The sequence below is a fragment of the Streptomyces sp. NPDC020192 genome, assembly GCF_044388685.1.
GTDB lineage: Bacteria > Actinomycetota > Actinomycetes > Streptomycetales > Streptomycetaceae > Streptomyces.
In genome coordinates this window covers 66,884-92,373 of record NZ_JBIRXG010000027.1, presented here as the reverse complement: position 1 = coordinate 92,373, position 25,490 = coordinate 66,884, and the positions used below count along the sequence as shown (strand labels likewise).

The 25,490-nt window shown below is 72.8% G+C and carries 28 protein-coding genes; 13 read left to right on the top strand and 15 right to left on the bottom strand.

Annotation, left to right across the window (positions count from 1 at the left end):
- Positions 1-38: 38 nt before the first annotated feature.
- From ACH47Z_RS37280 to ACH47Z_RS37255, 6 genes are all read right to left on the bottom strand, one after another.
- Positions 39-815 (bottom strand): TIGR04222 domain-containing membrane protein, encoded by a 777-nt coding sequence (locus ACH47Z_RS37280; RefSeq protein ID WP_399081861.1) that lies wholly within the window; start codon positions 813-815, stop codon positions 39-41.
- A gap of 93 nt (positions 816-908) precedes the next feature.
- On the bottom strand, positions 909-1,619 hold the full coding sequence (locus tag ACH47Z_RS37275; RefSeq protein ID WP_399081859.1) for a DUF4142 domain-containing protein: 711 nt from the start codon (positions 1,617-1,619) through the stop codon (positions 909-911).
- Between the two features lie 225 nt (positions 1,620-1,844).
- Positions 1,845-3,179, bottom strand: coding sequence for a DUF692 domain-containing protein (locus ACH47Z_RS37270; RefSeq protein WP_399081857.1), 1,335 nt, complete (start codon positions 3,177-3,179; stop codon positions 1,845-1,847).
- 155 nt (positions 3,180-3,334) lie between these two features.
- Positions 3,335-3,943, bottom strand: a complete 609-nt coding sequence (locus tag ACH47Z_RS37265; RefSeq protein WP_399081855.1) for a TIGR03086 family metal-binding protein — start codon at positions 3,941-3,943, stop codon at positions 3,335-3,337.
- A gap of 76 nt (positions 3,944-4,019) precedes the next feature.
- Positions 4,020-4,658 (bottom strand): TetR/AcrR family transcriptional regulator, encoded by a 639-nt coding sequence (locus ACH47Z_RS37260; protein WP_399081853.1) that lies wholly within the window; start codon positions 4,656-4,658, stop codon positions 4,020-4,022.
- Positions 4,659-4,667: 9 nt separating this feature from the next.
- Positions 4,668-5,360, bottom strand: a complete 693-nt coding sequence (locus ACH47Z_RS37255; protein WP_399081851.1) for a peptidyl-tRNA hydrolase — start codon at positions 5,358-5,360, stop codon at positions 4,668-4,670.
- Between the two features lie 43 nt (positions 5,361-5,403).
- Between ACH47Z_RS37255 and ACH47Z_RS37250 the strand changes: the two genes are divergently transcribed.
- Positions 5,404-6,276 (top strand): ATP-binding cassette domain-containing protein, encoded by an 873-nt coding sequence (locus ACH47Z_RS37250; RefSeq protein WP_399081849.1) that lies wholly within the window; start codon positions 5,404-5,406, stop codon positions 6,274-6,276.
- Positions 6,273-6,944, top strand: coding sequence for an ABC transporter (locus ACH47Z_RS37245; RefSeq protein ID WP_399081847.1), 672 nt, complete (start codon positions 6,273-6,275; stop codon positions 6,942-6,944). The genes ACH47Z_RS37250 and ACH47Z_RS37245 overlap by 4 nt, the downstream gene beginning before the upstream one ends.
- Here the strand turns inward: ACH47Z_RS37245 and ACH47Z_RS37240 are convergent.
- From ACH47Z_RS37240 to zapE, 7 genes are all read right to left on the bottom strand, one after another.
- Positions 6,936-7,154: a hypothetical protein gene (locus ACH47Z_RS37240; protein WP_399081845.1), complete on the bottom strand. Its 219-nt coding sequence runs from the start codon at positions 7,152-7,154 to the stop codon at positions 6,936-6,938. The two genes, ACH47Z_RS37245 and ACH47Z_RS37240, sit on opposite strands and share 9 nt — an antisense overlap.
- A gap of 21 nt (positions 7,155-7,175) precedes the next feature.
- Positions 7,176-7,724, bottom strand: a complete 549-nt coding sequence (locus tag ACH47Z_RS37235) for a YbhB/YbcL family Raf kinase inhibitor-like protein (RefSeq protein WP_399081843.1) — start codon at positions 7,722-7,724, stop codon at positions 7,176-7,178.
- Positions 7,725-7,734: 10 nt separating this feature from the next.
- Positions 7,735-8,679: a slipin family protein gene (locus tag ACH47Z_RS37230; RefSeq protein WP_399081841.1), complete on the bottom strand. Its 945-nt coding sequence runs from the start codon at positions 8,677-8,679 to the stop codon at positions 7,735-7,737.
- Between the two features lie 107 nt (positions 8,680-8,786).
- Positions 8,787-10,283: a SulP family inorganic anion transporter gene (locus ACH47Z_RS37225; protein ID WP_399081839.1), complete on the bottom strand. Its 1,497-nt coding sequence runs from the start codon at positions 10,281-10,283 to the stop codon at positions 8,787-8,789.
- Positions 10,284-10,291: 8 nt separating this feature from the next.
- Positions 10,292-10,870: a carbonic anhydrase gene (locus ACH47Z_RS37220; protein WP_399081837.1), complete on the bottom strand. Its 579-nt coding sequence runs from the start codon at positions 10,868-10,870 to the stop codon at positions 10,292-10,294.
- 109 nt (positions 10,871-10,979) lie between these two features.
- A complete protein-coding gene (locus ACH47Z_RS37215; RefSeq protein WP_399081835.1) occupies positions 10,980-11,324 on the bottom strand; it encodes a hypothetical protein in 345 nt (114 codons plus the stop codon).
- 165 nt (positions 11,325-11,489) lie between these two features.
- Positions 11,490-12,593 (bottom strand): cell division protein ZapE, encoded by a 1,104-nt coding sequence (gene zapE / locus ACH47Z_RS37210; RefSeq protein ID WP_399081834.1) that lies wholly within the window; start codon positions 12,591-12,593, stop codon positions 11,490-11,492.
- Between the two features lie 361 nt (positions 12,594-12,954).
- On the opposite strand from zapE, the gene ACH47Z_RS37205 reads away from it, so the two are divergent.
- From ACH47Z_RS37205 to ACH47Z_RS37185, 5 genes are all read left to right on the top strand, one after another.
- Positions 12,955-13,749: a pyrimidine reductase family protein gene (locus tag ACH47Z_RS37205; RefSeq protein WP_399081832.1), complete on the top strand. Its 795-nt coding sequence runs from the start codon at positions 12,955-12,957 to the stop codon at positions 13,747-13,749.
- Between the two features lie 130 nt (positions 13,750-13,879).
- Positions 13,880-14,353, top strand: a complete 474-nt coding sequence (locus ACH47Z_RS37200) for an indole-3-glycerol phosphate synthase (protein ID WP_399081830.1) — start codon at positions 13,880-13,882, stop codon at positions 14,351-14,353.
- Between the two features lie 77 nt (positions 14,354-14,430).
- Positions 14,431-15,822: a UDP-N-acetylmuramate--L-alanine ligase gene (gene murC, locus ACH47Z_RS37195; RefSeq protein WP_399081828.1), complete on the top strand. Its 1,392-nt coding sequence runs from the start codon at positions 14,431-14,433 to the stop codon at positions 15,820-15,822.
- A 14-nt stretch (positions 15,823-15,836) separates the two neighbouring features.
- Entirely contained in the window at positions 15,837-16,244 is a 408-nt protein-coding gene (msrB, locus tag ACH47Z_RS37190) for a peptide-methionine (R)-S-oxide reductase MsrB (RefSeq protein ID WP_399081826.1), read from the top strand.
- 633 nt (positions 16,245-16,877) lie between these two features.
- Entirely contained in the window at positions 16,878-18,137 is a 1,260-nt protein-coding gene (locus ACH47Z_RS37185; protein ID WP_399081824.1) for a PP2C family protein-serine/threonine phosphatase, read from the top strand.
- A 21-nt stretch (positions 18,138-18,158) separates the two neighbouring features.
- Here ACH47Z_RS37185 and ACH47Z_RS37180 read toward each other — a convergent pair whose 3' ends face one another.
- Together ACH47Z_RS37180 and ACH47Z_RS37175 are read right to left on the bottom strand one after the other, a co-directional pair.
- Positions 18,159-19,589, bottom strand: coding sequence for a sensor histidine kinase (locus ACH47Z_RS37180; protein WP_399081822.1), 1,431 nt, complete (start codon positions 19,587-19,589; stop codon positions 18,159-18,161).
- Entirely contained in the window at positions 19,586-20,278 is a 693-nt protein-coding gene (locus tag ACH47Z_RS37175; protein WP_399081820.1) for a response regulator transcription factor, read from the bottom strand. Before ACH47Z_RS37175 ends, ACH47Z_RS37180 begins: the two co-directional genes overlap by 4 nt.
- Positions 20,279-20,428: 150 nt before the next feature.
- On the opposite strand from ACH47Z_RS37175, the gene ACH47Z_RS37170 reads away from it, so the two are divergent.
- The 6 genes from ACH47Z_RS37170 to ACH47Z_RS37145 all read left to right on the top strand — a co-directional run bounded on the left by ACH47Z_RS37170 (position 20,429) and on the right by ACH47Z_RS37145 (position 25,489).
- Entirely contained in the window at positions 20,429-21,766 is a 1,338-nt protein-coding gene (locus tag ACH47Z_RS37170; protein WP_399081818.1) for a ferric reductase-like transmembrane domain-containing protein, read from the top strand.
- Positions 21,767-21,963: 197 nt separating this feature from the next.
- The gene (locus ACH47Z_RS37165; RefSeq protein WP_399081816.1) at positions 21,964-22,200 is read left to right on the top strand and encodes an FMN-binding protein; all 237 of its coding nucleotides are present in this window, start codon (positions 21,964-21,966) and stop codon (positions 22,198-22,200) included.
- Positions 22,201-22,204: 4 nt separating this feature from the next.
- Positions 22,205-22,924 carry an FAD:protein FMN transferase gene (locus tag ACH47Z_RS37160; protein WP_399081814.1) on the top strand — a complete coding sequence of 240 codons (720 nt, stop codon included), beginning with the start codon at positions 22,205-22,207 and terminating at the stop codon, positions 22,922-22,924.
- Positions 22,925-23,046: 122 nt separating this feature from the next.
- Positions 23,047-24,174, top strand: coding sequence for an ABC transporter ATP-binding protein (locus ACH47Z_RS37155; protein ID WP_399081812.1), 1,128 nt, complete (start codon positions 23,047-23,049; stop codon positions 24,172-24,174).
- Positions 24,171-24,824 (top strand): ABC transporter permease, encoded by a 654-nt coding sequence (locus ACH47Z_RS37150; RefSeq protein ID WP_399081810.1) that lies wholly within the window; start codon positions 24,171-24,173, stop codon positions 24,822-24,824. Before ACH47Z_RS37155 ends, ACH47Z_RS37150 begins: the two co-directional genes overlap by 4 nt.
- Positions 24,821-25,489, top strand: coding sequence for an ABC transporter permease (locus tag ACH47Z_RS37145; RefSeq protein ID WP_399081808.1), 669 nt, complete (start codon positions 24,821-24,823; stop codon positions 25,487-25,489). The genes ACH47Z_RS37150 and ACH47Z_RS37145 overlap by 4 nt, the downstream gene beginning before the upstream one ends.
- Position 25,490: the final 1 nt, after the last annotated feature.

Below are 25,490 nucleotides of genomic sequence, written 5' to 3'. Positions count from 1 at the left end.
GCCCCCGATGCGCCCCCTGAAGCCCCTGGAAGCCGCCCTCACTCCCGCCAGGGCTGGTCGCGGTGGGTGAAGGCCGCGCGCAGCTCCGGCTCGCCGATCGCGCGGATGCCGCGGAGGGCGACGGAGGTCAGGAACGACCGCTCGTCCCCGGCGGGCCTGCGGGTGAGCGCGCCCAGCAGCCGTAGCCCGGCGGGGGAGGCCCAGCGGGAGTACGGATGTACCTCGAAACGGGCGATGACCAGGCAGCTCAGGCAGAGCGTCACGGGCAGGGCGAACCACAGGCCGACCAGCAGCCGCGGGGTTCCGCTCGGGAGGGGCAGCAGCAGCGCGGTCACTCCGAGCGCCACCACGGCCAGGCCGGCGGCAGCGACCTGGCGGACGGCCGCCGCCACCGTCGTACCGGCGCCGTCGGCGACGGCGAGCCCGGCGCGCTCCAGCCGGTCGGCGAGCCGCCGTACGGCCGCGGCACCGGCCGCGCGCGCCCGCACGGGCGCGATCCGCTCCTGTCCTTCCGGCCCGATGGCCCCTATCACGGACTGCTCGATCTCGTCGCGCCCCCGCGGGTCCACGACCGTGGCCCAGCCGGTGTGCGCGAGCAGCAGCCGCCGCTGCCGGGCCATCGAGACCATCGTCACATCGGCGACCCGCGCGGGGCCGCCGGAGAGGAACGCCGCCTCGTACAGCGTCAGCGTGACAGGAGCGGCATCCGGGACATCGGTGTCCAGTGCTGCCGCGCGGACGGCCGCCAGGCACAGCCGGGCGCACGCCGTACCGGCGAAAGCCCAGGCCAGGAGCAGGAGAAGGACCCAGAACATGACGTGTTTCTATGTCAGAGGTCCGGGGGAATGCCATGCCCTGTTCACTATCCGGACGGAGTGTGGCCGGTATGTGACGTTCCGTTTCTCATGTCACGGCGACGGCGTCACCGGGACGGCGGCGCTCGGGGCGACCGAAGGCGGGGTCGGCACGGGGGTGGGGGAGACGGCCAGTTCCTTCGCCAGCGCGGCGAAGTCGACGTACCCCGTCGCCTCCATGACCTTGATGTGATCCAGGACGGTCGCGTTGGCGTCGTCGGCGAGATCGCGGACCAGGGAGTTCTGGGTGTCGGACCGGACCTGGGCGGTCAGTGTGAAGACCCGGCCGTGCGCGAGCCGCAGGATGCTCGCGAACCGGCGGTCGAAGTCCTGTCCCTGCGCCGCGTTCAGGGTGGCGAGCCACTGCTTCTGCTGCTCGTTCGGCTCGTTCGGCAGCGGTGTGCCGAGCTGGGTGGCGACGGTGCGGACATGCGCGTCCAGCGAGGTGTGCCCGGCGACCAGGTGCTGGCCCGCGGTGCGTACGGCCGCCGTGGTGCCCTTGCGCTCCGCCAGCTCACCGGCGGGCAGCTCCCAGAGCCCCGCGAGGCGGACCTTGGAGATGAAGTCCTGGTCCTGCGCCGACAGCGGGCCGTAAGGGGTGGTGACGGTCTGGGTGCTCAGCGTGCTCGCGTTCACCGTGTCCTGCCGGTCGGTGTAGGACCAGAGCGGGTACAGCAACGCCGCCGCGGTCGCCGCGAGGGCCGCGATGACGAGCCCGGTTCCGCTGAATATGCCTCGGCCCTTGATCGGGGGACGCGGTCGCATGGTGCCTCCTGTGCCGCACCGCACGCGTGTGCATGGGGGGTGTGGTGCGGGTTGGCATATTACTGGCGACGGTTCCCTCCGGGGTGGGCAGTACGCATCGTCGCCGTTCGGATACGGTGCGTTGACGACCGCGGATGTGTGGCGGTTGCTCGCGCAGTTCCCCGCGCCCCTATGGAGTTGCAGCGTCCGTCGGCTGAGTGGTTCCGCCGCCGTCCAACCCCCTGCTCAGCCCCGGTGCCGTAGCAGCACCCTCCGTGCCGTACGGGCCACCCGCCCCCCGGGCCGCCTCGGCGCAGGCCCCGCCCGGTCCAGCCACCACTCCCGCAGTGCCCGTCGGGCCTCCGCGGGCTCCGGTCGGCCGGATCGCAGCAGGTGGCCGGCGAAGTTCAGGGCGTCCCGGCGATAGCCGCCGCTCATCGGGCGCTCGCGGGCGTACTCCAGGAACAGCGCCCGGTATCCCGTGCCGAGGATCACCGGCAGTTCCGGGGCCACCTTCGCCACCACGTCGGCCCGCTTGGCCGCGAGCGCTCGGGACTGGACCCGCATCCGGGCCCGGTCGAACCCCTCGGGCACCGGTGTGCCGGCCACCAGTGAGGACAGCACGGCGGCCTGGGCCACGGCGACCCGTTCCCGTGCGTCGACCGTGGGGCGCGTCAGTACGGCGACGGAACCGCCCGCCGGCCCGGCGACGATGGCGGCCCCCGCGCCGCCACCGGTGCCGGGGCCGACGCCCTCCCGGCCGGCCGTCACCGCCTCCCGGATCAGGGTCAACTCCCGCTCCAGTTCCGCCGGTTCGGGGAAGTTCTCGTCCCGTTCCAGCAGCACCCCGGGCGGTGAGGTCCGGGTGGCGAGGTCGGTCAGGATGTCCAGGACCGGGCGCGGCACCGGATGGGCGTGGCTGTCGTGCCAGACTCCGTCGCGCTCGAAGCCGCCCGCGACATGGACGTAGGCCAGCGCCTCCAGCGGCAGCTCGGTAAGCGCCTGAGCCGGGTCCTCGCCCCGGTTGACGTGGTTGGTGTGCAGGTTGGCCACGTCGATCAGCAGGCGTACGCCGGTACGCTCGACCAGCTCGGACAGGAACTGCCCCTCGGTCAGCTCCTCGCCGGGCCAGGAGAACAGCGCGGCGATGTTCTCCAGCGCCAGCGGCACGGGCAGGGCGTCCTGTGCGATGCGGACGTTCTCGCAGAGCACGTCCAGGGCGTCCCGGGTGCGCGGCACCGGCAGCAGATGCCCGGCCTCCAGCGGCGGGGACACGGTGAGCGCGCCCCCCGCGCGGACGAACGCGATGTGCTCGGTGACCAGCGGGGAGCCGAGGGCCTCCGCGCGCTCCGCCAGTGCCGTCAGCCGGCCCGCGTCGGGGCGGTCGGCGCCGCCGAGGCCGAGGGAGACACCGTGCGGGATCACGGTCACCCCGCGCTCGCGCAGCCGCAGCAGCGACTGAGGGAGGTGGCCCGGGCAGACGTTCTCCGCCACGACCTCCACCCAGTCGATCCCCGGCATCCGCTCCACGGCGTCCGCGATCTCCGGCCGCCAGCCGATCCCCGTGCCCAGTCGCCGCATGGTCCCACCCCTCCTTCGAGTGAACCCCTCCCTCGAATGACGGAGGTATCGCCCCGGCGGGCGGCCCGGAATCCCCTCACTGTCGTGTTCAGAGCAACATTTGAGCTTCGGCCCCGTCGAGCTTCGGCCCCGTCGAGCCTCAGCCCTGCCGAGCCTCAGCTCCGCACCGGCCACCGCCCGGGGCTGCGGCCCAGCAGACGCAGCGCCTCCTCCAGCGGGCCGGAGCCCTCGGCTACCTCCAGCGCCGGCGCGAAGGCGAAGCCGGGGCCGCGCCGGCCGGGGTCGGTCGGCACCGCACGGGCCACGGCGAGCGCGGCGACGAGGACGTGCTCGGGCAGGTCCACCGTGGTGCCGAGGGTGGCGGCGACGTCCCAGGCGTGCACGACGTAGTCGATGAAGTGGAAGCCGACCGCGCGGCCGCCCGGGAAGCCGCCGCCCAGCTCCGGCAGCGTGAACTCCCGCTCCGTCACGCCCGGTTCGGCGAACGTCGCCAGCACCGAGGCGGCTGCCGACCGGTGGACCCGGGCGGGCTCGCTCATGTCCTCGGGCTCCCGCCAGTGCTCCGGCTCCCGCCCCGCTCCGCGCGCCGCCGCGGCGAACCCGACGTGCTGCGCGGTCATGTGCGCGACGAGCCTGCGCAGGTCCCAGCCCGCGCAGGGGGTGTCCCGCGTCCAGTCCGCGGCCGTGGCGAGGTCCACCAGGCGTACGGCCTCCTGGACGGCGATCCGGTCGAGTTCCACGATGTCCGTTCCGGTCATGGTCATGGCCGGAGCATAAAACAAAGCGAACGGTCGTGCTCATTTTTTGGCGACCCGAGCCGATCCCCAACCGGACTCCGGCTCAGGGGACTTGAGGACGGGGGACGCCTTCCGCGGCGACCCCCGCCAGTCGCGCCGCGATGCCCACCCGCGCCCTGCGGTACGCGGTCTCCTCGTCGTGCAGCACCGACAGGGCGTTCGCCGTCTCCAGCAACGCCACCAGCTCGAAGGCGAGTTGGCCGACATCCGTGCCGGCGCGCAGCTCACCCGCCGTACGGGCCCCGTCGATCGTGCGCTCCACGTACGCCGACCAGTCGCGCTGCGCGCGGACCACGGCGTCGTGCACCGGCCCCGTCCGCGCGTCGAACTCGGCCATGGCGCCGTAGAAGAAGCAGCCGCCCGGGAACACCCGGCCGCGCGAGTACTCCAGCCACAGCTCACACAGCCGCCACACCCGGCCGAGGCCGGCCGGGGTCTCGGCCGCGGGCCGGATCACCCTCTCGGTGTAGATCCGCGCGGCCTCCCGCACGGTGGCCAGCTGCAGCTCCTGCTTGGAGCCGAAGAGCGCGAACACCCCGCTCTTGCTCAGCTCCAGCTCGGCGGCGAGGCGGCCGACGGTGAGCGCCTCCAGGCCCTCGACCGAGGCGATGTCCACCGTGCGGCGGAGCACCAACTGCCGGGTGCGGTTGCCCCGTTCGACCCGGCCGTCGACCCGCGTCATCCCGCCCTCCTAGCGCAGCGCGGGGTGGTCGGCGACGACCGTGCAGCTGCCCGGCGCGATCTCCGTGAAACCGGCGTCCCGGACGACCGGCAGCCCGCTGCCGGTCAGCCCGGCCCAGTCGGCGGGGTCCGCCGTACGGACGGCCAGCGCGAAGCCCGCGTCCCGCCACGCCGTGCGCTCCGCCGCGGACAGCGCCCACCAGGCCAGCTGGGCGCCGTGCCCCGCCTGCGCCATGGCCTTGCCGGCCGACATCTCCAGCTCCGGGTTCAGCCACAGCACGGGCTCGGCGGAGTCGGCCGCGACGGGCGGTTCCGGGTCGTCCAGCTCGGTGCCGGACACCTGGAGCTTCGCGAGGTCCTTGGGCCAGCCGTCGAGCGGGACCGGCGGGAAGACCCGTACCTCCGTGGACTTGCCGGTCACCGTGATCCCGGGCAGTGCCTCGGCCCGCCGCCACTCGGCCCCCCGGGCCCGCCGCACGACCTTCCGGATGCGCGCGTCCTCCCAGCTCCGCACCGCCTCGGCCCACTCACCGTCCCCGTTCGCCCGCTCGTCCCCGAGCAGCATGAGCACGCCCCGCGCGGCCGTCTCCAGCGCGTCGGTACGGGCGGGGGGCGCGCCGCGCTCTATCCGTACGACGAGGGGGAGGACGAACTGGGGGGCTTCGTCGCGAGGATCATTCGGCGGTGTGGAATCAGGGCTCACAGCAGCCAACCTTAAGGGGCGCGAAATCGATCACAATTGCCCCATGCAACGTGACCTACGACTGATCGCCGTAGGCCGCCGCTACGGCATTCGCGGCCCCTGGGTGTTACGAGGCGTCGACCTCACCATCACCCCCGGCACCCTCATCCGCATAGAAGGAGCGAACGGCACCGGCAAGTCCACCCTCCTGCGCCTCCTCGCCCGGCTCGACGCACCGACGGAGGGCCGCGTCGTCGGCCGCCCCCGCACCGCGTACGTCCCCGAGCGGTTCCCCTCGGCGCTGCCCTTCACCCCCCTCGGCTATCTCACCCACCTCGGTGCCATCAGCGGCCTCTCCCGCACGACCGCGCAACGCGCCGCGGGTACCTGGCTGGAGCGGTTCGGTGCGGGCGCCTACGCCGACACCCCGATGGCTCGGCTGTCCAAGGGCAGCAGCCAGAAGGTCGCCGTCGCCCAGGCCCTGCTCGGCGCACCGGAGCTGCTGGTGCTGGACGAGGCCTGGACCGGGCTGGACGCGGCGGCGCGGGCCGAGCTGGAGCGGGCGGTGGCCGAACGGACCGCCGCCGGGGGTGCCGTGGTGTTCGTCGACCACGACCCGCGCAGGCTGGCGGGTGCGCCGGACGCGACGTACACCGTGCGCGACGCAGGCCTCGAGCGCCGTACGGCGGACGGGAGTTCACCAGCCGGGCCGCTCGCGCTGATCGCCGTTCGGGGACCGGCGGGCGGCGGGCTGCCGCCCGACGCGGCGCGGACCGTCGCCTCCGTCGAGGAGACCGGCCCCGGCAGCTACCGCCTCACCGTCCCCGCCTCCCACTCGGACGTCCTGCTGCGCGCCCTGCTCACGGCCCACCCGCCCTGGCACATCGTCAGCGTGACCCCGCCCCCCGAACCCCCCGACCCCGAAAGCCGCCCATGACCGCACTCCTGCGCTACCAGACCGAGCTGCTGGTGCGCTCCCAGCGCTGGCTGCCGCCGGTGATCCTGTACGCCGCCTTCCTGGGGATCGGTGTGCAGAGCGGCCAGCCCGTCCTCGACTCGCTCGGCTACACGGCCGCCGGTCTGCTCCCGGTGGCCGCCTGGCTGGTGCGGATCTGCGTCACCGGCGAACCGGACGCGGCCCGGGCCTGCGTCGCCGCCGCCCGCGGCCCCGCCCGGGCCCACCTCGCCTGTCTGCTGACCGCGCTGTGCGCGGCGGTGGCGCTCGGCGTGGTCGCGACCGTGGTGGTGACGCTGATCAGCGCCCCGGCCAGCAACGACCACCAGATCCACGTGGCCCCGCTGAAGGCCGGCGCGGCCGGCCTGCCGGCCACGCTCGCCTGCGCGCTGCTCGGCGCGGCCGTCGGCGCGCTCACCAACCGGCCGGTGCTGCGCTCCACCGGCCGCGCGGTGCCCGCGATGCTGCTGGGCGCGCTGCTCGCGGTGGTGCTCAGCGGCTCCCCGGCACAGGCCGCGGTCAGCGGCCTGGTCACCGGCTCGCAGACCGGCCGGGCGCCGATACCGCTGCTGCCGCTGGCCGGCGCGGCCCTGCTCACGGCCGCCGCCTTCGCCGCGGCGAGTGGGCTCACCGCCCGCCGCTCACCCTGAACAGGCGGTGCGCTGCGCCTCCTCCCATTCACAGCGCGGGCAGAGCGTGATGCCCTTGTACGACTCCGGGTACTCCGTCGGCTCCCGGCACAGCACACTCCCCCACTCTCGGCTGCGCTCGAGCGGGGGGACCCCCATGGCGTACGGCGGCCCGTCGGCCTTGGGCGGTTTCGCCGTCCGCACGACCGTGCAGTAGTCCTCGTCGCTCATGCTCCCGGCGTAGGACGGCGCTCAGCGGCCGTAACGGCCGGTCAGAGTCCCCGTCGCCAGGGTGCGGCCGGACAGGGCCTTCAGGAGGGCGTCCGGGGTGGTGTCCGGGGAGAGCGACAGGTGGCCGGCGGTCGCGTACGCCGTGAGGACGTAGTGGTGCGGGCGGTCGCCCCGGGGCGGGCAGGGGCCGCCGTAGCCCGGCTTGCCGAAGCTGTTGCGGCCCTCGGTCGCGCCCTTCGGGCTCTCGCCGGCGGACAGGCGCGTGGTGTGCGGGTCGATGTCCCACGCCAGCCAGTGCGTGAAGCTGCCGTGCGGGGTGTCGGCGTCCCGCAGGAGCAGGGCCAGGGAGCCTGTCCGCACGGGTACGCCGGAGAGGGCGAGCGGGGGTGAGACGTTCTCGCCGTCGCAGGTGAAGCGGCGCGGGATCGTGCCGCCCTCGGTGTACGCGGTGCTCGTGACCGTGATCCGGGCGGTGGCCGCGGGTGAGGCGGCGCTGTCGCTCCTGCCGCCGCCCCCGCAGCCCGTGACGCCGGTCAGTACGGCCACCAGGGCCGCAACGCTCTTGCGCATGCCCGGCACGCTAGCCGGAACGCGCCTCTCCGTCACCGTCCGGCCCGAGCTGCGGCGTGCCGCTGTCCGGCGCGAGCTGGGGCGTCACGGTGTCCGGTACGTCCGGTACCTCCAGCGGGGGGCCATGGTTCAGCGCCTGCTGCGTACTGCCGCCGTCCGGTACCTGTTGCCGGCTGCCGCCGTCCGGTGCCTGCGGCTGGGCGCCCCGTTCCAGGAAGTGCAGCAGCTCCACCGGGATCGGCAGCACCAGCGTGGAGTTCTTCTCGGCCGACACCGCCATCACCGTCTGGAGCAGCCGCAGCTGGAGCGCGGCGGGCGTGTCGGCCATCTGCTGGGCGGCCTCGGCGAGCTTCTTGGAGGCCTGGAACTCGGCGTCGGCGTTGATGATCCGGGCCCGGCGTTCCCGGTCGGCCTCGGCCTGGCGGGCCATGGAGCGCTTCATCGTGTCCGGCAGGGACACGTCCTTGATCTCGACCCGGTCGACCTGGATGCCCCAGCCGACGGCCGGGCTGTCGATCATCAGCTCCAGGCCCTGGTTGAGCTTCTCGCGGTTGGACAGCAGGTCGTCCAGGTCGCTCTTGCCGATGATCGACCGCAGGGACGTCTGCGCCATCTGCGACACCGCGAACTTGTAGTCCTCGACCTTCACCAGGGCGCTCGTCGGGTCGATCACCTTGAAGTAGACGACCGCGTCCACGCGAACGGTGACGTTGTCCCGGGTGATGCCCTCCTGGGCCGGGATCGGCATCGTCACGATCTGCATGTTGACCTTCTGCAGCCGGTCCACGAAGGGGATGATCAGCGTGAAGCCCGGCGTCCGTGCGTCACCGGCGACGCGCCCGAGCCGGAAGAGGACGCCTCTTTCGTACTGCTTGACGATCCGTGCCGCCATCGCCAGATAGATGACCCCGGCGGATCCCGCCGCCGCGATGGCGCCCAGCAACTCCGAGAGCATGGTGACCTCCTCACGGAGAGGTCCGCTTTTGTCCCCTGCTGCAACCATAAAGCGGTTGGGCCGGGATGCCGAGGGGCGTCGGCACCCCGACCCGGGGTCAGCGGCCGTCAGACGGCCTGGGCCGCCGTGACCTTCACCGGTTCCGTCCCGGCCGCGCTGTGGCGTTCGGCCCAGTTCTCCAGGGCCGTACGGCAGGCGTGGTCCAGGTGGTGCAGGCCGGTCAGGTCCAGGCGGACCGGGCGGTCCTGGGGGAGGGACTCCAGGCTGTCGAGGATCTTCGGCAGCCGCAGGAAGGTCGCGTTGCCCGAGAGGTACGCGTCCACCGGGCCGGCGCCCTTGTCGATGACCTCCAGCTTGATGTGCGAGGCCTCCCAGGCGGTCTTGACCACCGCGAGCGCCAGGCCGATCAGCACGCCCTCGAACATGCTGACCGCCACGATCGAGACCGCCGTCACGGCCAGGATCAGCGCCTCGCCCCGGTGCTCCCGCCACAGCCCGGCGAGCGCCCGGACCGGCACCAGCTTGGCGCCCGAGTGGATCAGGATGCCCGCGAGCGCCGGGATCGGGATGTAGGCCAGCACACCGGGCAGCAGCGCGGCGAACAGCAGCAGCCATACGCCGTGCAGGATCCGGGAGGCCTTCGTACGGGCGCCGGCCTGGACGTTGGCCGCGCTGCGCACGATCACCGCCGTCATCGGCAGCGCGCCCAGCAGCCCGCACACCGCGTTGCCGGTGCCCTGGGCGACCAGCTCCTTGTCGTACTCGGTGCGCGGCCCGGAGTGCAGCCGGTCCACGGCCGCCGCGCTGAACAGCGACTCGGCGGACGCGATCAGCGTGAAGGCGACGACCGTGCCGAGCACCCCGACGCCCGCCAGCTCGCCGAAGGCGCTCAGCGGCGGCGGCTGGACCGCGCCCAGCAGCCCCCGCACCTCGACGGTGGCCACGGGCAGGTCCAGCGCGAACGCGGCCAGGGTGGCGAGACCGACCGCGGCCAGCGGGCCGGGGAGCGTGCGCACCCTCGCCGGGGCGTGCTTCCACAGCAGCAGGACCGCGATCGTGCCCGCGGCCACGGCGAGCGAGGCGAGGGCCGTGCCGTCGCCCAGGGCGTCCCAGAACGCCATGGGGAGCACGGCTATCTTGCCCAGGCCGGAGTCGGGGGCCTCGGCCGCCAGCGCCGGATACATCTGCCCGGCGATGAGGACCAGACCGATTCCGGCCAGCATGCCCTCCACGACGGAGACCGAGATGGCGCGGAACCAGCGGCCCAGCTTCAGCAGGCCCATGGCGATCTGGATCAGTCCGGCGGCGAGCACGATCACGCCGAGGACCGGCAGCCCGTACTCCTTGACCGCTTCGAGGACGAGCACGGTCAGGCCGGCGGCCGGCCCCGACACCTGCAGGCTGCTGCCGCGCATCAGCCCGGTGACGAGGCCGCCCACGATGCCGGTGACCAGGCCGAGTTCGGCCGGGACCCCGGAGGCGACGGCCACGCCGACGCACAGCGGCAGCGCGACCAGGAAGACGACGAGGGAGGCGGCGACGTCCTGCCGCGCGTACGGGAAACGGGATATGAACGGGTTGCTGTGGGTCTTCTCGCTGGTCATCGGTGTGCTCACAGGGACTCGAAGGTGTCGGTCTGCGGGCGGTGCGCCCGTACGGCGCCGGTGTGCACCTCGTAGTACCAGGCGTGCAGGCCGAGCTGACCCTCCGCCAGCTTCCGCTCGACGCACGGGTACGAGCGCAGCCGCAGCAGCTGGGTCAGGACGTGGGCCTGTACACCCTTGGCGACCTCCGGGTCCTCGGCCTGGCCGGCCGGGCGCGGAGTGGCGTGCGCCAGCCAGTCGCGCACGGCCGGTACGGCGGTCAGGTCGTCGCCGCGCACCAGCGCGCCGACGGCCCCGCAGTGCGAGTGGCCGCAGACCACGATGTCGCGGACGCCGAGCACCTCCACGGCGTACTCGATCGTGGCGGCCTCGCTCGTGGGGTGCCGCGAGGTGTGGGGCGGGACGATGTTGCCCGCGGTGCGCAGCTCGAAGAGCTGGCCGGGGCGGGCGCCTGTGATCAGGGCCGGGACGACCCGGGAATCGGAGCAGGTGATGAAGAGCACCTGCGGGGACTGGCCTTCGGCGAGCCTGGCGAACTCCTCAGGGCGCTGTCCGAAGGTACGGGCGTTGTCGATGAGGGGCTGCATGTGTATGGGTTCCTCCTGGCGCGCCTGCACGGGCGCGTCGGTGTTGAACGGGGAATATGGGGGGAGTTGCAGGAATCGGCCCGGTGACCGGGCCGGCTCCGGCCGGCTGTCAGCAGCGGAAGACCTCGAGCGCCGCCGGGGTGTGGGCTCTGGAGGGTCTCGGGGCGCACCGGTCCACCGCGCCGGGGGTGCCCGGCGTGTCGGCACCGGCGGCCCGGCCGGCTATGAGCGGGTGCTCCTGCGCGCAGCCGGAGGGGGAGGGGGAGCTGCGGACCATGTCCGCCCCCTTGCGCACCGGCTGCGGGGAACAGGGGGTTCTGGCCTCAACCGTGGCCTTCGCTTCACTGAGAGTGTGCGCGGATGTGAAGGTTTCCGCGGGCGTGAAGTACAGCAGGGCGAGCAGGGCGACGGCACACGAGGCCGGCACGGACCGGGCCGTCGTACCTCGGAACATGCGCCCTCCTCCCGGAAGTTCACGCCTCTCGGCCATGCCAAACATTGGTCAATGGATGGTCAAGAAACACGTTAACCCTGCAAAGTCCTTTGCAGGGTTAACTACGCGTTACGCGCGCAAGAGAGCGTGAAAAGTGCCGGTCGAGTGGCCTGATCTGGCTCTTGACTACGAGCCGACGAGCCCCTTGGCGTCGCGGGCCAGGGCGGTGAGCCGGGAGATCGCGCGGAAGTACTTCTTGCGGTAGCCGCCGTTCAGCATCTCCTCGCTGAACAGCTTGTCGAAGGGCAGCCCGGCGGCCAGCACCGGGACCTCGCGGTCGTAGAGCCGGTCCGCGAGCACCACGAGCCGCAGCGCCGTCGACTGGTCCGGCACCGGCCGCACATCGGTGAGGCACACGGCCGTCAGCCCGTCGGTCAGCGCGCCGTACCGGCTCGGGTGGACCCTGGCCAGGTGCTCCAGCAGGTGCGGGAAGTCGTCCAGCGAGGCGCCCTCGGTGGCGTACGCCGCCTTCGTCACCTCTTCGTCGGTGAACGGCTGGGGGGCCTCGGGCAGACCGCGGTGGCGGTAGTCCTCGCCGTCGATGCGCAGGGTGCGGAAGTGGGCCGACAGGCCCTGTATCTCACGCAGGAAGTCGGCGGCCGCGAACCGGCCCTCGCCCAGCTTCCCGGGCAGCGTGTTGGAGGTGGCGGCGAGCGCGACACCCGCGTCGACCAGCTTGCCGAGCAGGGTCGACACCAGGACCGTGTCGCCCGGGTCGTCCAGTTCGAACTCGTCGATGCACAGCAGGCTGTGGCCGGAGAGGGTCTGCACCGTCTGCTGGAAGCCGAGGGCGCCGACCAGGTTCGTCAGCTCCACGAAGGTGCCGAACGCCTTGCGGGACGGCTCGGCGGGGGTGGCGTGCCACAGGGAGGCGAGCAGATGGGTCTTGCCGACGCCGTAGCCGCCGTCCAGGTAGACCCCGCGCGGGCCGGCCGGGACCTTGGGCGCCCTGGCCCTGCCGAAGCCGAAGAAGCCGCGCCTGCCGGCGCCGGAGGCGTGCGCCCCGCCGAGCCCGCCCGCGAAGCCCTCGAGCACCCGCACGGCCTCGGTCTGGCTCGGCTGGTTCGGGTCCGGCATGTACGTCGAGAAGCGGACCGAGTCGAAGCGCGGCGGCGGCACCATCTCGGCGACCAGCCGGTCCGCGGGGACGTGCGGCTCGCGGGCGCACAGGGAGAGGGGGCCCGCGTCGGTCACAGGGCTGGATCCGGGGGCGGTGGTGGAGGACGACACGGTTACCCATGCTAAGCGCCGTGTCACACTGCACGACATGCGACGCCTGTTCCCTGTGACCTACGAAACAGCAGCCCAGGCCTCCGGGGGCCCTGGTGGAGGAGCGGGGGGTGAGGGGGGCCTGGGGCCCGGCGGCGCCGAGGGTCTCACGGGGGCCGGCGGGACGAGCGGTGCCCATGGCGCCGACGGCGCTGTCGGGGGCGACGCTGTCTGCGGGGCCGGCCGGGTCTCGGGGGCCCCGGAAGCCGACCGGGCCGCTGCCGGCGGACGAGGTGGGGCGGCTGGTGGGGCGACCGGGGTCCAGGGTGCCGAGGGTGTTTCCGGAGGCGTCGGCGCAGGTGGAGCCGGCCTGGCTGCCGGGGTGCGCGAGGCCGGAGTCGCCGAGGGTGCCCGGTTCGGCGGGGCCGGAGCCGATCCGTTCGCCGACCGGGAGTGGAGCCTCGCCGAACTGGCCGCCGCCTACGCCTATCCGGAGCCCGTGCCGGGGCGGTCGCGGCCGTGGCTGCGGGCCAACATGGTCTCCACGCTGGACGGTGCCGCCCAGCACGACGGCCGCTCGCAGCCCATCTCCTGCGCCGCCGACATGCGGATCTTCGGCACCCTGCGGGCGCTCGCGGACGTCGTCGTGGTGGGTGCGGAAACGGTACGCCAGGAGGGATACCGCCCGGCACGCGCGCGTGCCGAGTTCGCCGACGCCCGCAAGGCCGCAGGGCAAGGTCCGGCACCGGCGATCGCGGTCGTCACCGCGAGCCTGGACCTGGACTTCTCGCTCCCGCTGTTCACCTCGCCCCTGGTGCCCACGCTGATCCTGACCGGAGCCACGGCCGCCCCGGACCGCGTCGCGGCCGCCGAGCGGGCCGGCGCCCGGGTGATCGTCGCCGGTGACGGCAGCGGCATCGACCCCGCGCGCGCGGTACGCGCTCTCGCCGCCCTCGGCCACACCCGGCTGCTCACCGAGGGCGGGCCCCGGCTGCTCGGTCAGTTCATCGCGGCGGACGTGCTGGACGAGATGTGCCTGACCCTCTCGCCCATGCTCACCGCGGGCGACGCCCAGCGCATCGCCGGGGGTCCGTCGGTCGCCGTACCGCACCGGTTCGCACTCGTTTCCCTCCTCGAAGAGGCCGGATTTCTGTTCGGTCGTTACCGTCGGTCCTGAAAACGGCGGAATCTGTCGTTCCGTTTAGCTTCCGGAGGGCAGACTTACTCCGGCACAACCCGTGCGATCACGGGGCAGGATGGTTTCCGCAGAGGCCTGGTCCGGGCCCACGGAGGAGAAGAGGCGTTTGGTGTTCACAAGCGTTCTGATGATCGAGAAGGCCCTGACGTCCGCCGACGTGGAGTTCGTCACCACCTTGCACGGGGACGAGCCGGTCACCTTCCACGTACTCCTCCAGCCGCGCGGCGACCAGGCCGACCGCCTGCTGCGGGCCATCGACGACATCGCGCTCGGTGAACTCGACGAGGCGGTACGGGAGGGCGAGACGCCGGAGGGCGCGGAGGCGAAGGACGTCGGGGAGCGGGCCCTCGACGTCTCCGTGCAGGCCCTGCGGGCGGCCGGGAGCCAGGCGGAGGGGCGGTTGGTCGAGGATCATCCGTTGGACGCGCTGAAGTCCCTGGTGGGTGAGGTGTCCGCCGACGAGGTGATCGTGCTGACCGATCCGCATTACGTGGAGGAGTTCTTCCACCGGGACTGGGCTTCCCGGGCTCGGCACAAGGTGGGCGTGCCCGTGCTGAAGCTCTTCTCGCACAGCAAGGTGTAGCTCGCTGTGAAGAGCCCGGTGTCCGAGCGCATAGGCTAGGCGCGCTCTAGTACGCACCGTCCTCTGGGGAGAACCACATGGCACCCGGCCTTCCTACCGCCATGGACCGACCGCACTTCATCGGCATCGGCGGCGCCGGGATGTCGGGGATCGCCAAGATCCTCGCCCAGCGCGGGGCGAAGGTGGCCGGCAGTGACGCCAAGGAGTCGGCGACCGTCGAGGCGCTGCGGGCGGCCGGCGCCACCGTGCACATCGGGCACGCGGCCGGGCATCTGGCCGACGACGCCAGCTGTGTCGTCGTGTCGTCGGCCATCCGGGCGGACAACCCGGAGCTGGCCCGCGCCGCCGAGCTGGGCATCCCGGTGGTGCACCGCTCCGACGCGCTCGCCGCGCTGATGGACGGGCTGCGCCCGATCGCCGTGGCCGGTACCCACGGGAAGACGACGACCACCTCGATGCTGGCCGTCTCCCTCTCCGAGCTGGGCCTGAAGCCGTCGTACGCCATCGGCGGCGACCTGGACGCGCCCGGCTCCAACGCGCTGCACGGCGAGGGCGACATCTTTGTTGCCGAGGCCGACGAGTCGGACCGCAGCTTCCACACGTACGCGCCCGAGGTCGCCATCGTCCTCAACGTCGAGCTGGACCACCACGCCAACTACGCCTCGATGGACGAGATCTACGAGTCCTTCGAGACCTTCGCCGGGAAGATCGTGCCGGGCGGCACGCTGGTGATCTCCGCCGACCACGAGGGCGCGCGCGAGCTGACCCGCCGGCTGGCCGGGAAGGTCAGGACCGTGACGTACGGCGAGGCCGAGGACGCCGACGTGCGGGTGACGGCCGTCGTACCGCAGGGGCTGAAGAGCGAGGTCACCGTCCTGTTCGAGGGGCAGGAGCTGACCTTCACGGTGTCCGTGCCCGGCCGGCACTACGCCCTGAACGCCGTCGCCGCGCTCACCGCCGGCGCCGCGCTCGGCATCCCGGCCGACGGGCTCGCGCCCGCGCTCGCCGCCTACACCGGGGTCAAGCGGCGTCTGCAGCTCAAGGGCGAGGCGGCCGGTGTGCAGGTCATCGACTCCTACGCCCACCACCCGACCGAGATGACCGCCGACCTGGAGGCCATGCGCGCCGCCGCCGACGACTCCCGGATCCTCGTCGTCTTCCAGCCGCACCTGTTCTCCCGCACCCAGGAGCTGGGCAAGGAGATGGGCCAGGCGCTCGCCCTCGCCGACGCCTCCGTGGTCCTCGACATCTACCCGGCCCGCGAGGACCCGATCCCGGGCGTCACCAGCGAGCTCATCATCGAGGCCGCGCGCGCCGCCGGCGCCGACGTCACCGCCGTGCACGACAAGGCGGAGATCCCCGCCGTGATCGCGGGAATGGCGAAGCCCGGTGATCTCGTTCTCACCATGGGCGCGGGCGACGTGACCGACCTGGGCCCGCTGATCCTGGACCGCCTGTCGCAGCAGTGAAGGAGCTGAGGCTCATGTCGTACGACGTCGAGAAGCCGGACGAGCAGTGGCGGGCGGAGCTGAACCCGGCCGAGTACGCCGTACTGCGCCAGGCCGCCACCGAGCCGGCCTTCACCGGTGAGTACACGGACACCAAGGCCAAGGGCGTCTACTCCTGCCGGGCCTGCGGCGCCGAACTGTTCACCTCGGACACCAAGTTCGCGTCGCACTGCGGCTGGCCGTCCTTCTACGACCCGAAGGACACGGACGCCGTCGAGCTGGTCGAGGACCGCTCGCACGGGATGGTGCGGACCGAGGTGCGGTGCGCTCGGTGCGGGTCGCATCTTGGGCATGTGTTCGAGGGCGAGGGGTATCCGACCCCGACCGACCAGCGGTACTGCATCAACTCGATCTCGCTGCGCCTGACGCCCGAGGAGAGCTGAGCTCCGACGCGGGACACGCCGAATCTCGGGAGCGCGGGGCGACGAGGCGCGGGGACGGACGACCACGACGATCCGGGCACCGCACTCGCCTGGCTCCGCCGCCGCGCGGGCCACTTCGCCGAGGCCGAGCACTTCGCCCGGCTCGGCGCCGCCGCGGGCGCCCCCCGTGCGTTGGCACGGCGCGGCGAGTACCACGAGGCCGTAGGGCTCGCCCTGCTGGTCCCGATCAGTTCCGGACCACGTCCCACGCACCGCCGCATCGGGCCCCACTCGGGCGGCCGTTCGGGAGCCGCAGAACCGGACTACCGCCCGGCCACCCCTGACCAAGGCCGCCCTCGACGCGGAGCCGCTTCGGCATCCTCGACCAGGGGCCGTCCCGGCACCCCCGCCCCCGCCCGTCCCGGGACCCCGGATCTGGGGCAGGCTCGGTCGGCCTCGCCCCGTGTCGTGCACCTGGCCGGGATCGTCGAGCGGCTGTTGAATGCCGGGGACCGGGAGGGGGCCGAGTGGTTCGCGTTGCAGGTGGAACGGTCCACCGGCGCGGTCGATAGGGCCGGTGCTCTGTTCGCTCCGGTTTGAGATTCTGTGAGGGTGTTGGGTGTGGCGCGCTGGATCCGGTCTCGTCGTAGGCCCGTGCCTGCCGACAACGGTCACCGTCGCGCCGCCGCGGGCGACGAGGAGCCGCTGACGACCGCGAAAACGGCGGATGCCGTGTCGGCCGGTGCGCGGCTCGCCGCGCTGCGCGACGCCCTGGCCGGGATCGGTACCACCCTCGACGAGTCCACCACCTGCGCCGAACTGACCCGGGCCGCCGTACGGCTCGCGGGCGGGACCGCCGCCGTGCTGCGCCGCACCGGGCGGACGATCTCCGGTTACGAGGAGATCACCGGGGACGCCGACGTGCTGCCCGACGCCCGCTGGGCCACCGCGGTCGCCCGTGAGGCCTGCGCCCCGGCGCTCGACGCGACGGCGGAGCCCTGGCTGGAGCACGCGGGCGCCCCCCGCACCCGGGCCGCCCTGTGCGCCCCGCTGACCAGCGGCGAGGACACGTACGGCGTCCTGGTGTGGGCGCGCGCCGGACAGCCGCCGCACCCGGGGGAGGCCGAACTGCTCGGCCTGCTCGCTGAACGCGCCGCGTCCCACATCCGGCACGCCCGCGCCTACGAACACGTCAACCGCACCGCCGGCGATCTGCAGCGCGCCCTGCTCGCCGAACCCGGCCGCCCGCACCCCAACCTCGACGTCGCCATCCGCTACCTCCCCGCAGGCCGGCACGCCGTGGTCGGCGGTGACTGGTGCGAGACCGTGCGGCTGCACTTCGGGCGGACCCTGCTGGTCGTCGGCGACGTCATGGGGCACGGCCTGGAGGCCGCCGTCGACATGAACGCCTACCGCTCCTCACTCCGCTACATCGCCTCCGCCGACCTGCCCCCGCACCGCGTGCTGCGACAGATGGACGAGATCGCCTCCCGCGAGGCCGACCGCCGGCCCGCGACCTGTCTGCTGGCCGGCGTCGACCCCGGCCGGCGCCAGGTCACGCTGTCCAGCGCCGGCCATCTGCCGCCCGTGCTCATCAGCCGCGACGGCGAGACCACGCTGCTGCCCCTGCCGGTGGGGCCGCCGCTGGGCACCGGGCTCGGCGGGTACGAGTCGGCCACGCATCCGCTGACCGAGGGGCAGACGCTCGTGCTGTTCACCGACGGGCTGGTGGAGCGGCGGGGTGAGGACATCGACCGGTCGCTCGACCGGCTCTCCGCTCTCCGGTTCCCCGGTGGGGAGGGGCTCGACCAGGTCCTCGACACCATCCTCAGCCGGCTGGACGCGCGGAACGCGGAGGACGACGTCGCCGTGCTCGCGGGTCGGCCGTACAGCCGACAGGCGGTTGCGCCGTAGGCCGTACAGCTCCGCGCCCCTCTACGCCGGCAGTCGTACCGCGAACACCGTCATACCGTCCTCCCGCTCCCACACCAGCCTCCCCCCGTGCGCCTCCACCAGCGCCTGCGCCACCGACAGCCCCAGCCCGCTGCCGCCATGGTCCCTGCTGCGGGCCTTGTCGACGCGGTAGAAGCGGTCGAAGACCCGGCCCCGGTCGGCGGCCGGGATGCCGGGGCCCGCGTCGGCGACCCGGACGCATGCCTCGCCGGCGTCGGCCGTCAGCGTCACGGACACCTTCGTCCCGGGCGGGGTGTGCACGGCCGCGTTGGTCAGGAGGTTGTCCAGGACCTGACGGATCCGGACCGGGTCCAGGCGCAGCCGTAGCGGCTCGGTGCCGGTGTCGACGGTCAGGGGGTGGCCGGGGCGGGCCGCGCGGAAGGCGTCCGCGGCCTCGCGGACCAGTTCCGTCAGGTCGGTGTCCGCGCAGCGCAGCGGGGCCTCGACCTCGGCGGCGTCCAGCCGGGCGAGCAGCAGCAGGTCGTCCAGCAACACGCCCATGCGGGCGGCCTCGGCGCGCAGGCGGACCAGGTGGCGGTCGCGTTCGGCGGGCTCGTTGGCGGCCGCGTACTGGAACAGGTCGGCGTAGCCGCGTACCGACATCAGCGGGGTGCGCAGTTCGTGGGAGGCGTCCGCGACGAACCGGCGCAGCCGCTGCTCGGCCCCGGCGCGCACCGCGAGGGAGTCGTCGATGTGCTCCAGCATCGTGTTGAAGGCCGTGCGCAGCTCCTCCACCTCCGGGCCGCCGCCCTTGCGGTCCGCGCGCAGCGGCAGCCGGGCCGCCGGGTCGGTCAGATCGTGCGAGGCGATGCCATGGGCGGTGTGCGCCATGTCGCTCAGCGGTGTGAGGCCGCGCCTGAGCATCCTGCGGCCGAACACCACGAGGGCCAGCAGCGCCAGCCCGAAGGCGATCACCTGGACCGTGACCAGCCGCCGTACCGTGTTGTCGATGTCGTCCATGGGTGCGCCGCTGACCAGGACCACACCGGGCTCGACCTCGCAGGCACGCAGCCGGTACTCCTGGCCCGCGAGGTGCTCGGTGCGCAGTACCTCGGCGCCCGTGACGACCTGCGCCTTCGCCAGGGCGGTGAGGCCGGCGATGTCCCCGGGCAGGTCGGAGGTCTCCTCGGGCTTGCGGAGCACGGGGGTGCCGTCCGACACGTCGTAGACGGCGTAGTACCAGCGGTAGTACTTCTTGCCCTGGAGCGTGCCCTGTTGCGCGATGCTCTTGGACTGGGCGACCTGGGCGAGCCCCAACTGGGCGTCGAGCTGGTCCGACAGGTAGTCCCGCATGTACGCGGTCAGGGCCGTGCCGACCACCGCGAACACCACCAGGGACAGCGCGCCGAGGCCCAGCGCCAGCCGGGTGCCGAGGCGGAGTCTGCCGTACGTCCGGCGCAGCCGGCCGATCATCTGGCCGCCCGCCGGACCACGTACCCGAAGCCGCGCACGGTGTGGAGCAGCGGCTCCTCGTCCGCCCCGTCCAGCTTGCGGCGCAGCCGGCTGACCACCAGCTCCACCACGTTCGAGCGGCCGCCGAAGCCGTACTCCCAGACGTGGTCGAGGATCTGCGCCTTGGTGAGGACCGACGGCGACCTGCGCATCAGATAGCGCAGCACCTCGAACTCGGTCGGGGTGAGCTGGAGCAGCCGTTCGCCGCGCCGGACCTCGCGGGTGTCCTCGTCCAGGGTCAGGTCGGCGACCCGCAGCACGGACCGCTGGAAGCCGGGACCGGCGCTGCGCCGCAGCACCGTGCGCAGCCGGGCCATCAGTTCCTCCACCGCGAACGGCTTGACCAGGTAGTCGTCCCCGCCCCGGGTCAGGCCCGCGACCCGGTCGGCGACGCCGTCGCGCGCGGTCAGGAAGACCACCGGCACCATCGCCCCCGAGCGGCGCAGCCGGTCCAGGACGCCGAAGCCGTCCACGTCGGGCAGCATCAGGTCCAGGACGACGATGTCCGGCCGGAACTCGGCGGCTCGGCGCAGTGCCTGCTCGCCCGAGTAGGCGGTGACCGCCTCCCAGCCCTCGTACCGGGCGACGGTGGCCACCAGGTCGGCGATCGGCGGGTCGTCGTCCACGACGAGCAGTCGTACTTTCTCCACCCGCCCATCCTGCGGCACCCGTACGGACCAGCGTGAGGTGCCGGCCCCCACCGGCTGTATCGATACTCAAGTGAAAGTCGTCCGACAGGAAAACGACAGCATCCGCGGGCGAAGCTCGTCACCCAGGACCCGATCAAGGAGCTGTTGTCCGTGACGACCCTCCAGACCCGTCCCGCGCCCCCCACGGCGATACGTCCCCGGCTCGTGGCCCGGACCGGGCTCTACACCCTGCTGGCCGCGAACGCGGCGGTGGTCGCCTGGTTCTTCGTCCAGGCCGGCTTCGCCTCGAACACGCTGATCGTGCTGGGCCGCCTGTGCGGTCTGTACGGCGCCCTCCTCATGGCCTTCCAGCTGCTGCTGGTGGCCCGGCTGCCCTGGCTGGACCGCCGGATCGGCATGGACCGGCTGACCTCCTGGCACCGCTGGACCGGCTTCGGCGTGCTGTGGACCCTGCTCACGCACGTCGTGTTCATCACCTTCGGCTACGCCCAGGCGTCCTCGATGGACCCGGTGAACCAGCTGGTGAACCTCGCCGAGACCACCGAGGGCGTGCTGCGGGCCATCGTCGCGCTGTCGCTGATCACCGTGATCGGCGCGGTGTCCGCCCGCTGGGCCCGGCGCCGACTCGCCTACGAGACCTGGCACTTCATCCACCTGTACACCTACGTCGCCGTGGTCCTGGCCTTCACCCACCAGGTCGCGGCCGGTACGACCTTCACCTCCTCGCCCGTCGCGAAGACGTACTGGTACACGCTGTGGGGCGCGGCCCTCGGCGCGGTGGCGCTCGGCCGGCTGGTGCTCCCGCTGTGGCGCAACCTGCGGCACCAGCTGCGCGTCGAGGCGGTCGTGCCCGAGTCCGACGACGTGGTCTCCGTGTACGTCACCGGCCGCGACCTGGACCGGCTGCCCGCGCGGGCAGGCCAGTTCTTCCTGTGGCGGTTCCTCACCAGGGACCGCTGGTGGCAGGCCAACCCGTTCTCCCTGTCGGCCGCCCCCGACGGCCGCACCCTGCGCCTGACCGCCAAGGCGGCGGGCGGCGGCAGCGCCGCCCTGCGGCACCTCGAGCCCGGCACGCGCGTCTTCGCCGAGGGCCCGTACGGCGCCTTCACCACGCTGCACCGCACCCGCCCGGACGCCGTGCTGATCGGCGGCGGCGTGGGCGTCACCCCCATCCGCGCACTGCTGGAGGAGCTGGAGGGCCACGCCGTGGTCATCTACCGCGTGGCCGTCGACCGGGACGCCGTCCTCTACGACGAGCTGCGCGACCTCGCCCTCGCCAAGGGTGCCGAGCTGCACCTGGTGACCGGACCGGCCGCCCCCGACCGGCTCGCCCCGCGTGAACTGGCCCGGCTGGTCCCGGACATCACCGACCGGGACGTCTTCCTGTGCGGGCCGCCCAGGATGATGACCGCCGTGCTGGGCAGCCTGGGCGACCTGGGCGTGCCGGGGCGGCAGATCCACTTCGAGCGTTTCAGCCTCGCGGGCTGAGAGAGGGCACCACCGTCGTGAAGCGAGCCATCCCCGTCCTCGTCCTGACCGCCCTGGGTCTGGTCCCCGTGTGGCGGTACCACCCGTCGACCGGAACCGTCGACACCGCACAGCCCGCGTCGACACCGACTCCCACATCCTCTTCTTCGGCTTCATCATCGTCCTCGTCGGCCTCGAAAGTCGTCCAGGGCACCGCGGTGAGCACCTCGAAGGGTGTCTTCCAGGTGGAGGTGACCTTCCGGGGCGACCGGATCGCCTCCGTGCGGATGCTTCAGGCGCCCCACCATCCGCAGACCCGGTGGGCCGTACCGGAGCTGATCACCGAGACGCTCAAGGCGCAGAGCGCCCGCATCGACGCGGTGTCCGGGGCCACGATCACGAGCCAGGGGTACAAGCAGTCCCTCCAGGCCGCGCTCGACGCCAAGGGGTCGTGAGCACGTGCGGCGCGTCGAGCACGTCATGGGCTTCCCGGTCTCGCTGCGGATCGACGACGAGGGCGAGTTCACCGAGGCCGCCGACGCCGTCTTCGCGTGGCTGCGCGAAGTCGACGCCCGGTTCAGTCCGTTCATTCCCGGCAGCGAGGTGTCCCGGTACGGGCGGGGCGAGCTGGCGCAGGACGAGCTGAGCGCCGACCTGACGGAGGTGCTCGGCCTGTGCGAGCAGTACCGGGCCGCGACCGGCGGTGCCTTCGACGTACGGCTGCCCGGGCGGGGGTTCGACCCCTGCGCGGTGGTCAAGGGCTGGTCGGTGCAGCGGGCGGCCGGGCTGCTGGCGGCGGCCGGGGCACGACGGTTCTGCCTCAACGGCGGGGGTGACGTGGTCGTCTCCGGCGGGCCGTGGCGGGTCGGGATACGGCATCCGGAGCGGGCCGACCAGGTCGCCGCCGTGCTGGAGGTGACGGACGCGGCGGTGGCGACCTCCGGGCGGTACGAGCGCGGCGACCACATCCTCGACGGCCGTACCGGACGCCCCGTGACCGGACTGCTCAGTCTCACCGTGCTGGCCCCGACGCTGACCGAGGCCGACGCGACCGCCACGGCCGCCTTCGCGCTCGGCACCGACGGCCCGGCCTGGGCCGCCGCCCGCCCCGGCTGCGAGGTGTTCGCGGTCGACGCCGGCCGGAGCGTCCTGCGCACCCCGGGGATTCCCGTGACCTAGCCGTTCGCCCGCCAAAGCGCTGAAACACTCGCGGTCTAGACTCTCCCCGCAGCGGCCTGCGCACCGACGAGCTTGGCCGAAAGCGGGCGGAAATCTGCCAAACCCGAAGGGCATTCGGCGTTTTGATACGGATAGATTCAGTCACGAAGCGGTACCCGGACGGCACGGTCGCGGTCGACCGGCTGTCCCTGGACATACCGGACCGCGCGATCACCGTCCTCGTCGGGCCCTCGGGCTGCGGCAAGACGACCACCCTGCGGATGATCAACCGGATGGTCGAGCCCACCGAGGGCAGCATTCTCCTCGACGGCACGGACATCCGGCAGCAGCCGGTCAACACCCTGCGCCGCTCCATGGGTTACGTCATCCAGAACGCCGGCCTCTTCCAGCACCGCACCATCATCGACAACATCGCCACCGTGCCCCGCCTGCTCGGCACCCCCAAGCAGCAGGCCCGCGCCCGCGCCGCCGAACTGATGGAACGGGTCGGCCTCGACGCCTCGCTCGCCAAGCGGTACCCGTACCAGCTCTCCGGCGGCCAGCAGCAGCGCGTCGGTGTGGCCCGGGCGCTCGCCGCCGATCCGCCGGTGCTGCTGATGGACGAGCCGTTCTCCGCCGTCGACCCCGTGGTGCGCAAGGGACTCCAGGACGAACTGCTGCGCATTCAGGAGGAGTTGGGCAAGACCATCGTCTTCGTCACGCACGACATCGACGAGGCGATCAAGCTCGGCACGATGGTCGCCGTGCTGCGCACCGGCGGCCGGCTTGCCCAGTTCGCCCCGCCCGCCGACCTGCTCAGCGCGCCCGCCGACGCCTTCGTGGAGGACTTCCTCGGCGCCGACCGGGGCATCCGCAGGCTCTCCTTCTTCGCGTCCGACGAGCTGGAGTTGGAGACCGAGCCGATCGTGGGCATCGACGCCGACGCGGCCGAGTTCACCGCCCGCGCCTCCGCGCCGTATCTCCTCGTCACCGACGAGGGCGGCAGGCCGCTCGGCTGGAGCGAACCGGACCGGCTCGCCGCCGGTGCCGTCGACCGGGCCCAACTCCTCGACCATGGACGCCCGTTCGTGCCCGGCACCGACTCGCTGCGCACCGCGCTCGACGGCGCCGTGCTCTCGCCGACCGGCTGGGCCGTCGCGGTGGACGGCGAGGGGCGCGCCGTCGGCGTCGTGTCGCAGCAGGTCATCGGGGAGGCGATCCGGGCGGCCCATGGCCGGGTCGCGGAGCAGACCGAGAAGGCCGGGCGATGAGCGGCTTCTTCGACCTGCCGAGCGACCTCCAGCACAGCTACCTCGGGCTCGTCGGCCTGCATCTGCGCGAGGCCCTGCTGCCGGTGCTGGCCGGACTGATCCTCTCGCTGCCCGTCGCCCAGGTGTGCGTGCGCTTCCGCTGGATCTACCCGCCCGTCCTGGGTCTCACCAGCGTCCTCTACTCCATTCCGTCACTGGCCTTCTTCGTCGTGCTCATCGACTACTTCGGCCAGAGCGAGACCACGATCATGATCCCGCTCGCGCTCTACAGCCTGGTGGTGCTGGTCCCGGCGATCGTGGACGGAGTCCGCTCGGTGCCGCCGGAGACCCTGGCCGCCGCCCAGGCCATGGGCTTCGGCCCCGTACGCCGTTATCTCCAGGTCCAACTGCCCATCGCCGTACCCGCGATCATCGCGGGCCTCAGGGTGGCCACCGTGTCCAGCATCTCCCTGGTCAGCGTGGGCATGCTGATCGGCAACCAGGGCGCCCTCGGCAACATGCTCTGGGACGCCCAGACCTACCACCGGCCCGCCCTGGCCGTGACGTCGGTCGTGACCATCGGTGTGCTGGGCATCCTCGCCGACGCGGCGCTGGTCCTCGTCCGTCGTCTGCTCACTCCCTGGATGCCGCGGAAGGGTGCCGCCCGGTGAACGTCCTCGATTTCGCACGCGCCTTCTTCAGCGACAGCGCCCACTGGCACGGCTACGACGGCATCCCCACCCGGTTCGCCGAGCACATCGGGTTCTCGCTCGAGGCCCTCCTGATCTCCGCCGTGATCGGCCTGCCGGTCGGCCTGCTCACCGGCCACTACGGCCGGGGCGGCAACGCCCTGGCACTGATCGCGACCGCCGGCCGGGCGCTGCCCACCTTCGGCCTGCTGGTGCTGATGTTCATCTGGCTCGGCTTCGGGCTGGTGCCCGTGATGATCCCGCTGGTGGTGCTCGCCGTACCGCCGATCCTGGTCACCACCTACGAGGCGATCAGCTCCGTCGATCCGTCCCCGGTGGACGCCGCCCGGGGCATGGGCATGTCCGAGACGCGGGTGCTGTTCCAGGTGGAGGTGCCGGTCGCGCTCCCGCTGATCCTGAGCGGCCTGCGCACCGCGGCCATCCAGATCGTCTCCACCGCCACCATCGCCGCCTACGTGGGCCGCGGCGGTCTCGGCCGCTACATCATGGACGGCCTCGCCCAGAAGAACTACGAGAAGGTCGTCGGCGGCGCCACCCTGGTCGCCGGACTCGCCCTCGTCACTCTGGTGGTGTTCTGGGCGGCGTCCCGGCTCACGGTCTCGCCGGGGGTACGGCGCAGCAGCTGAC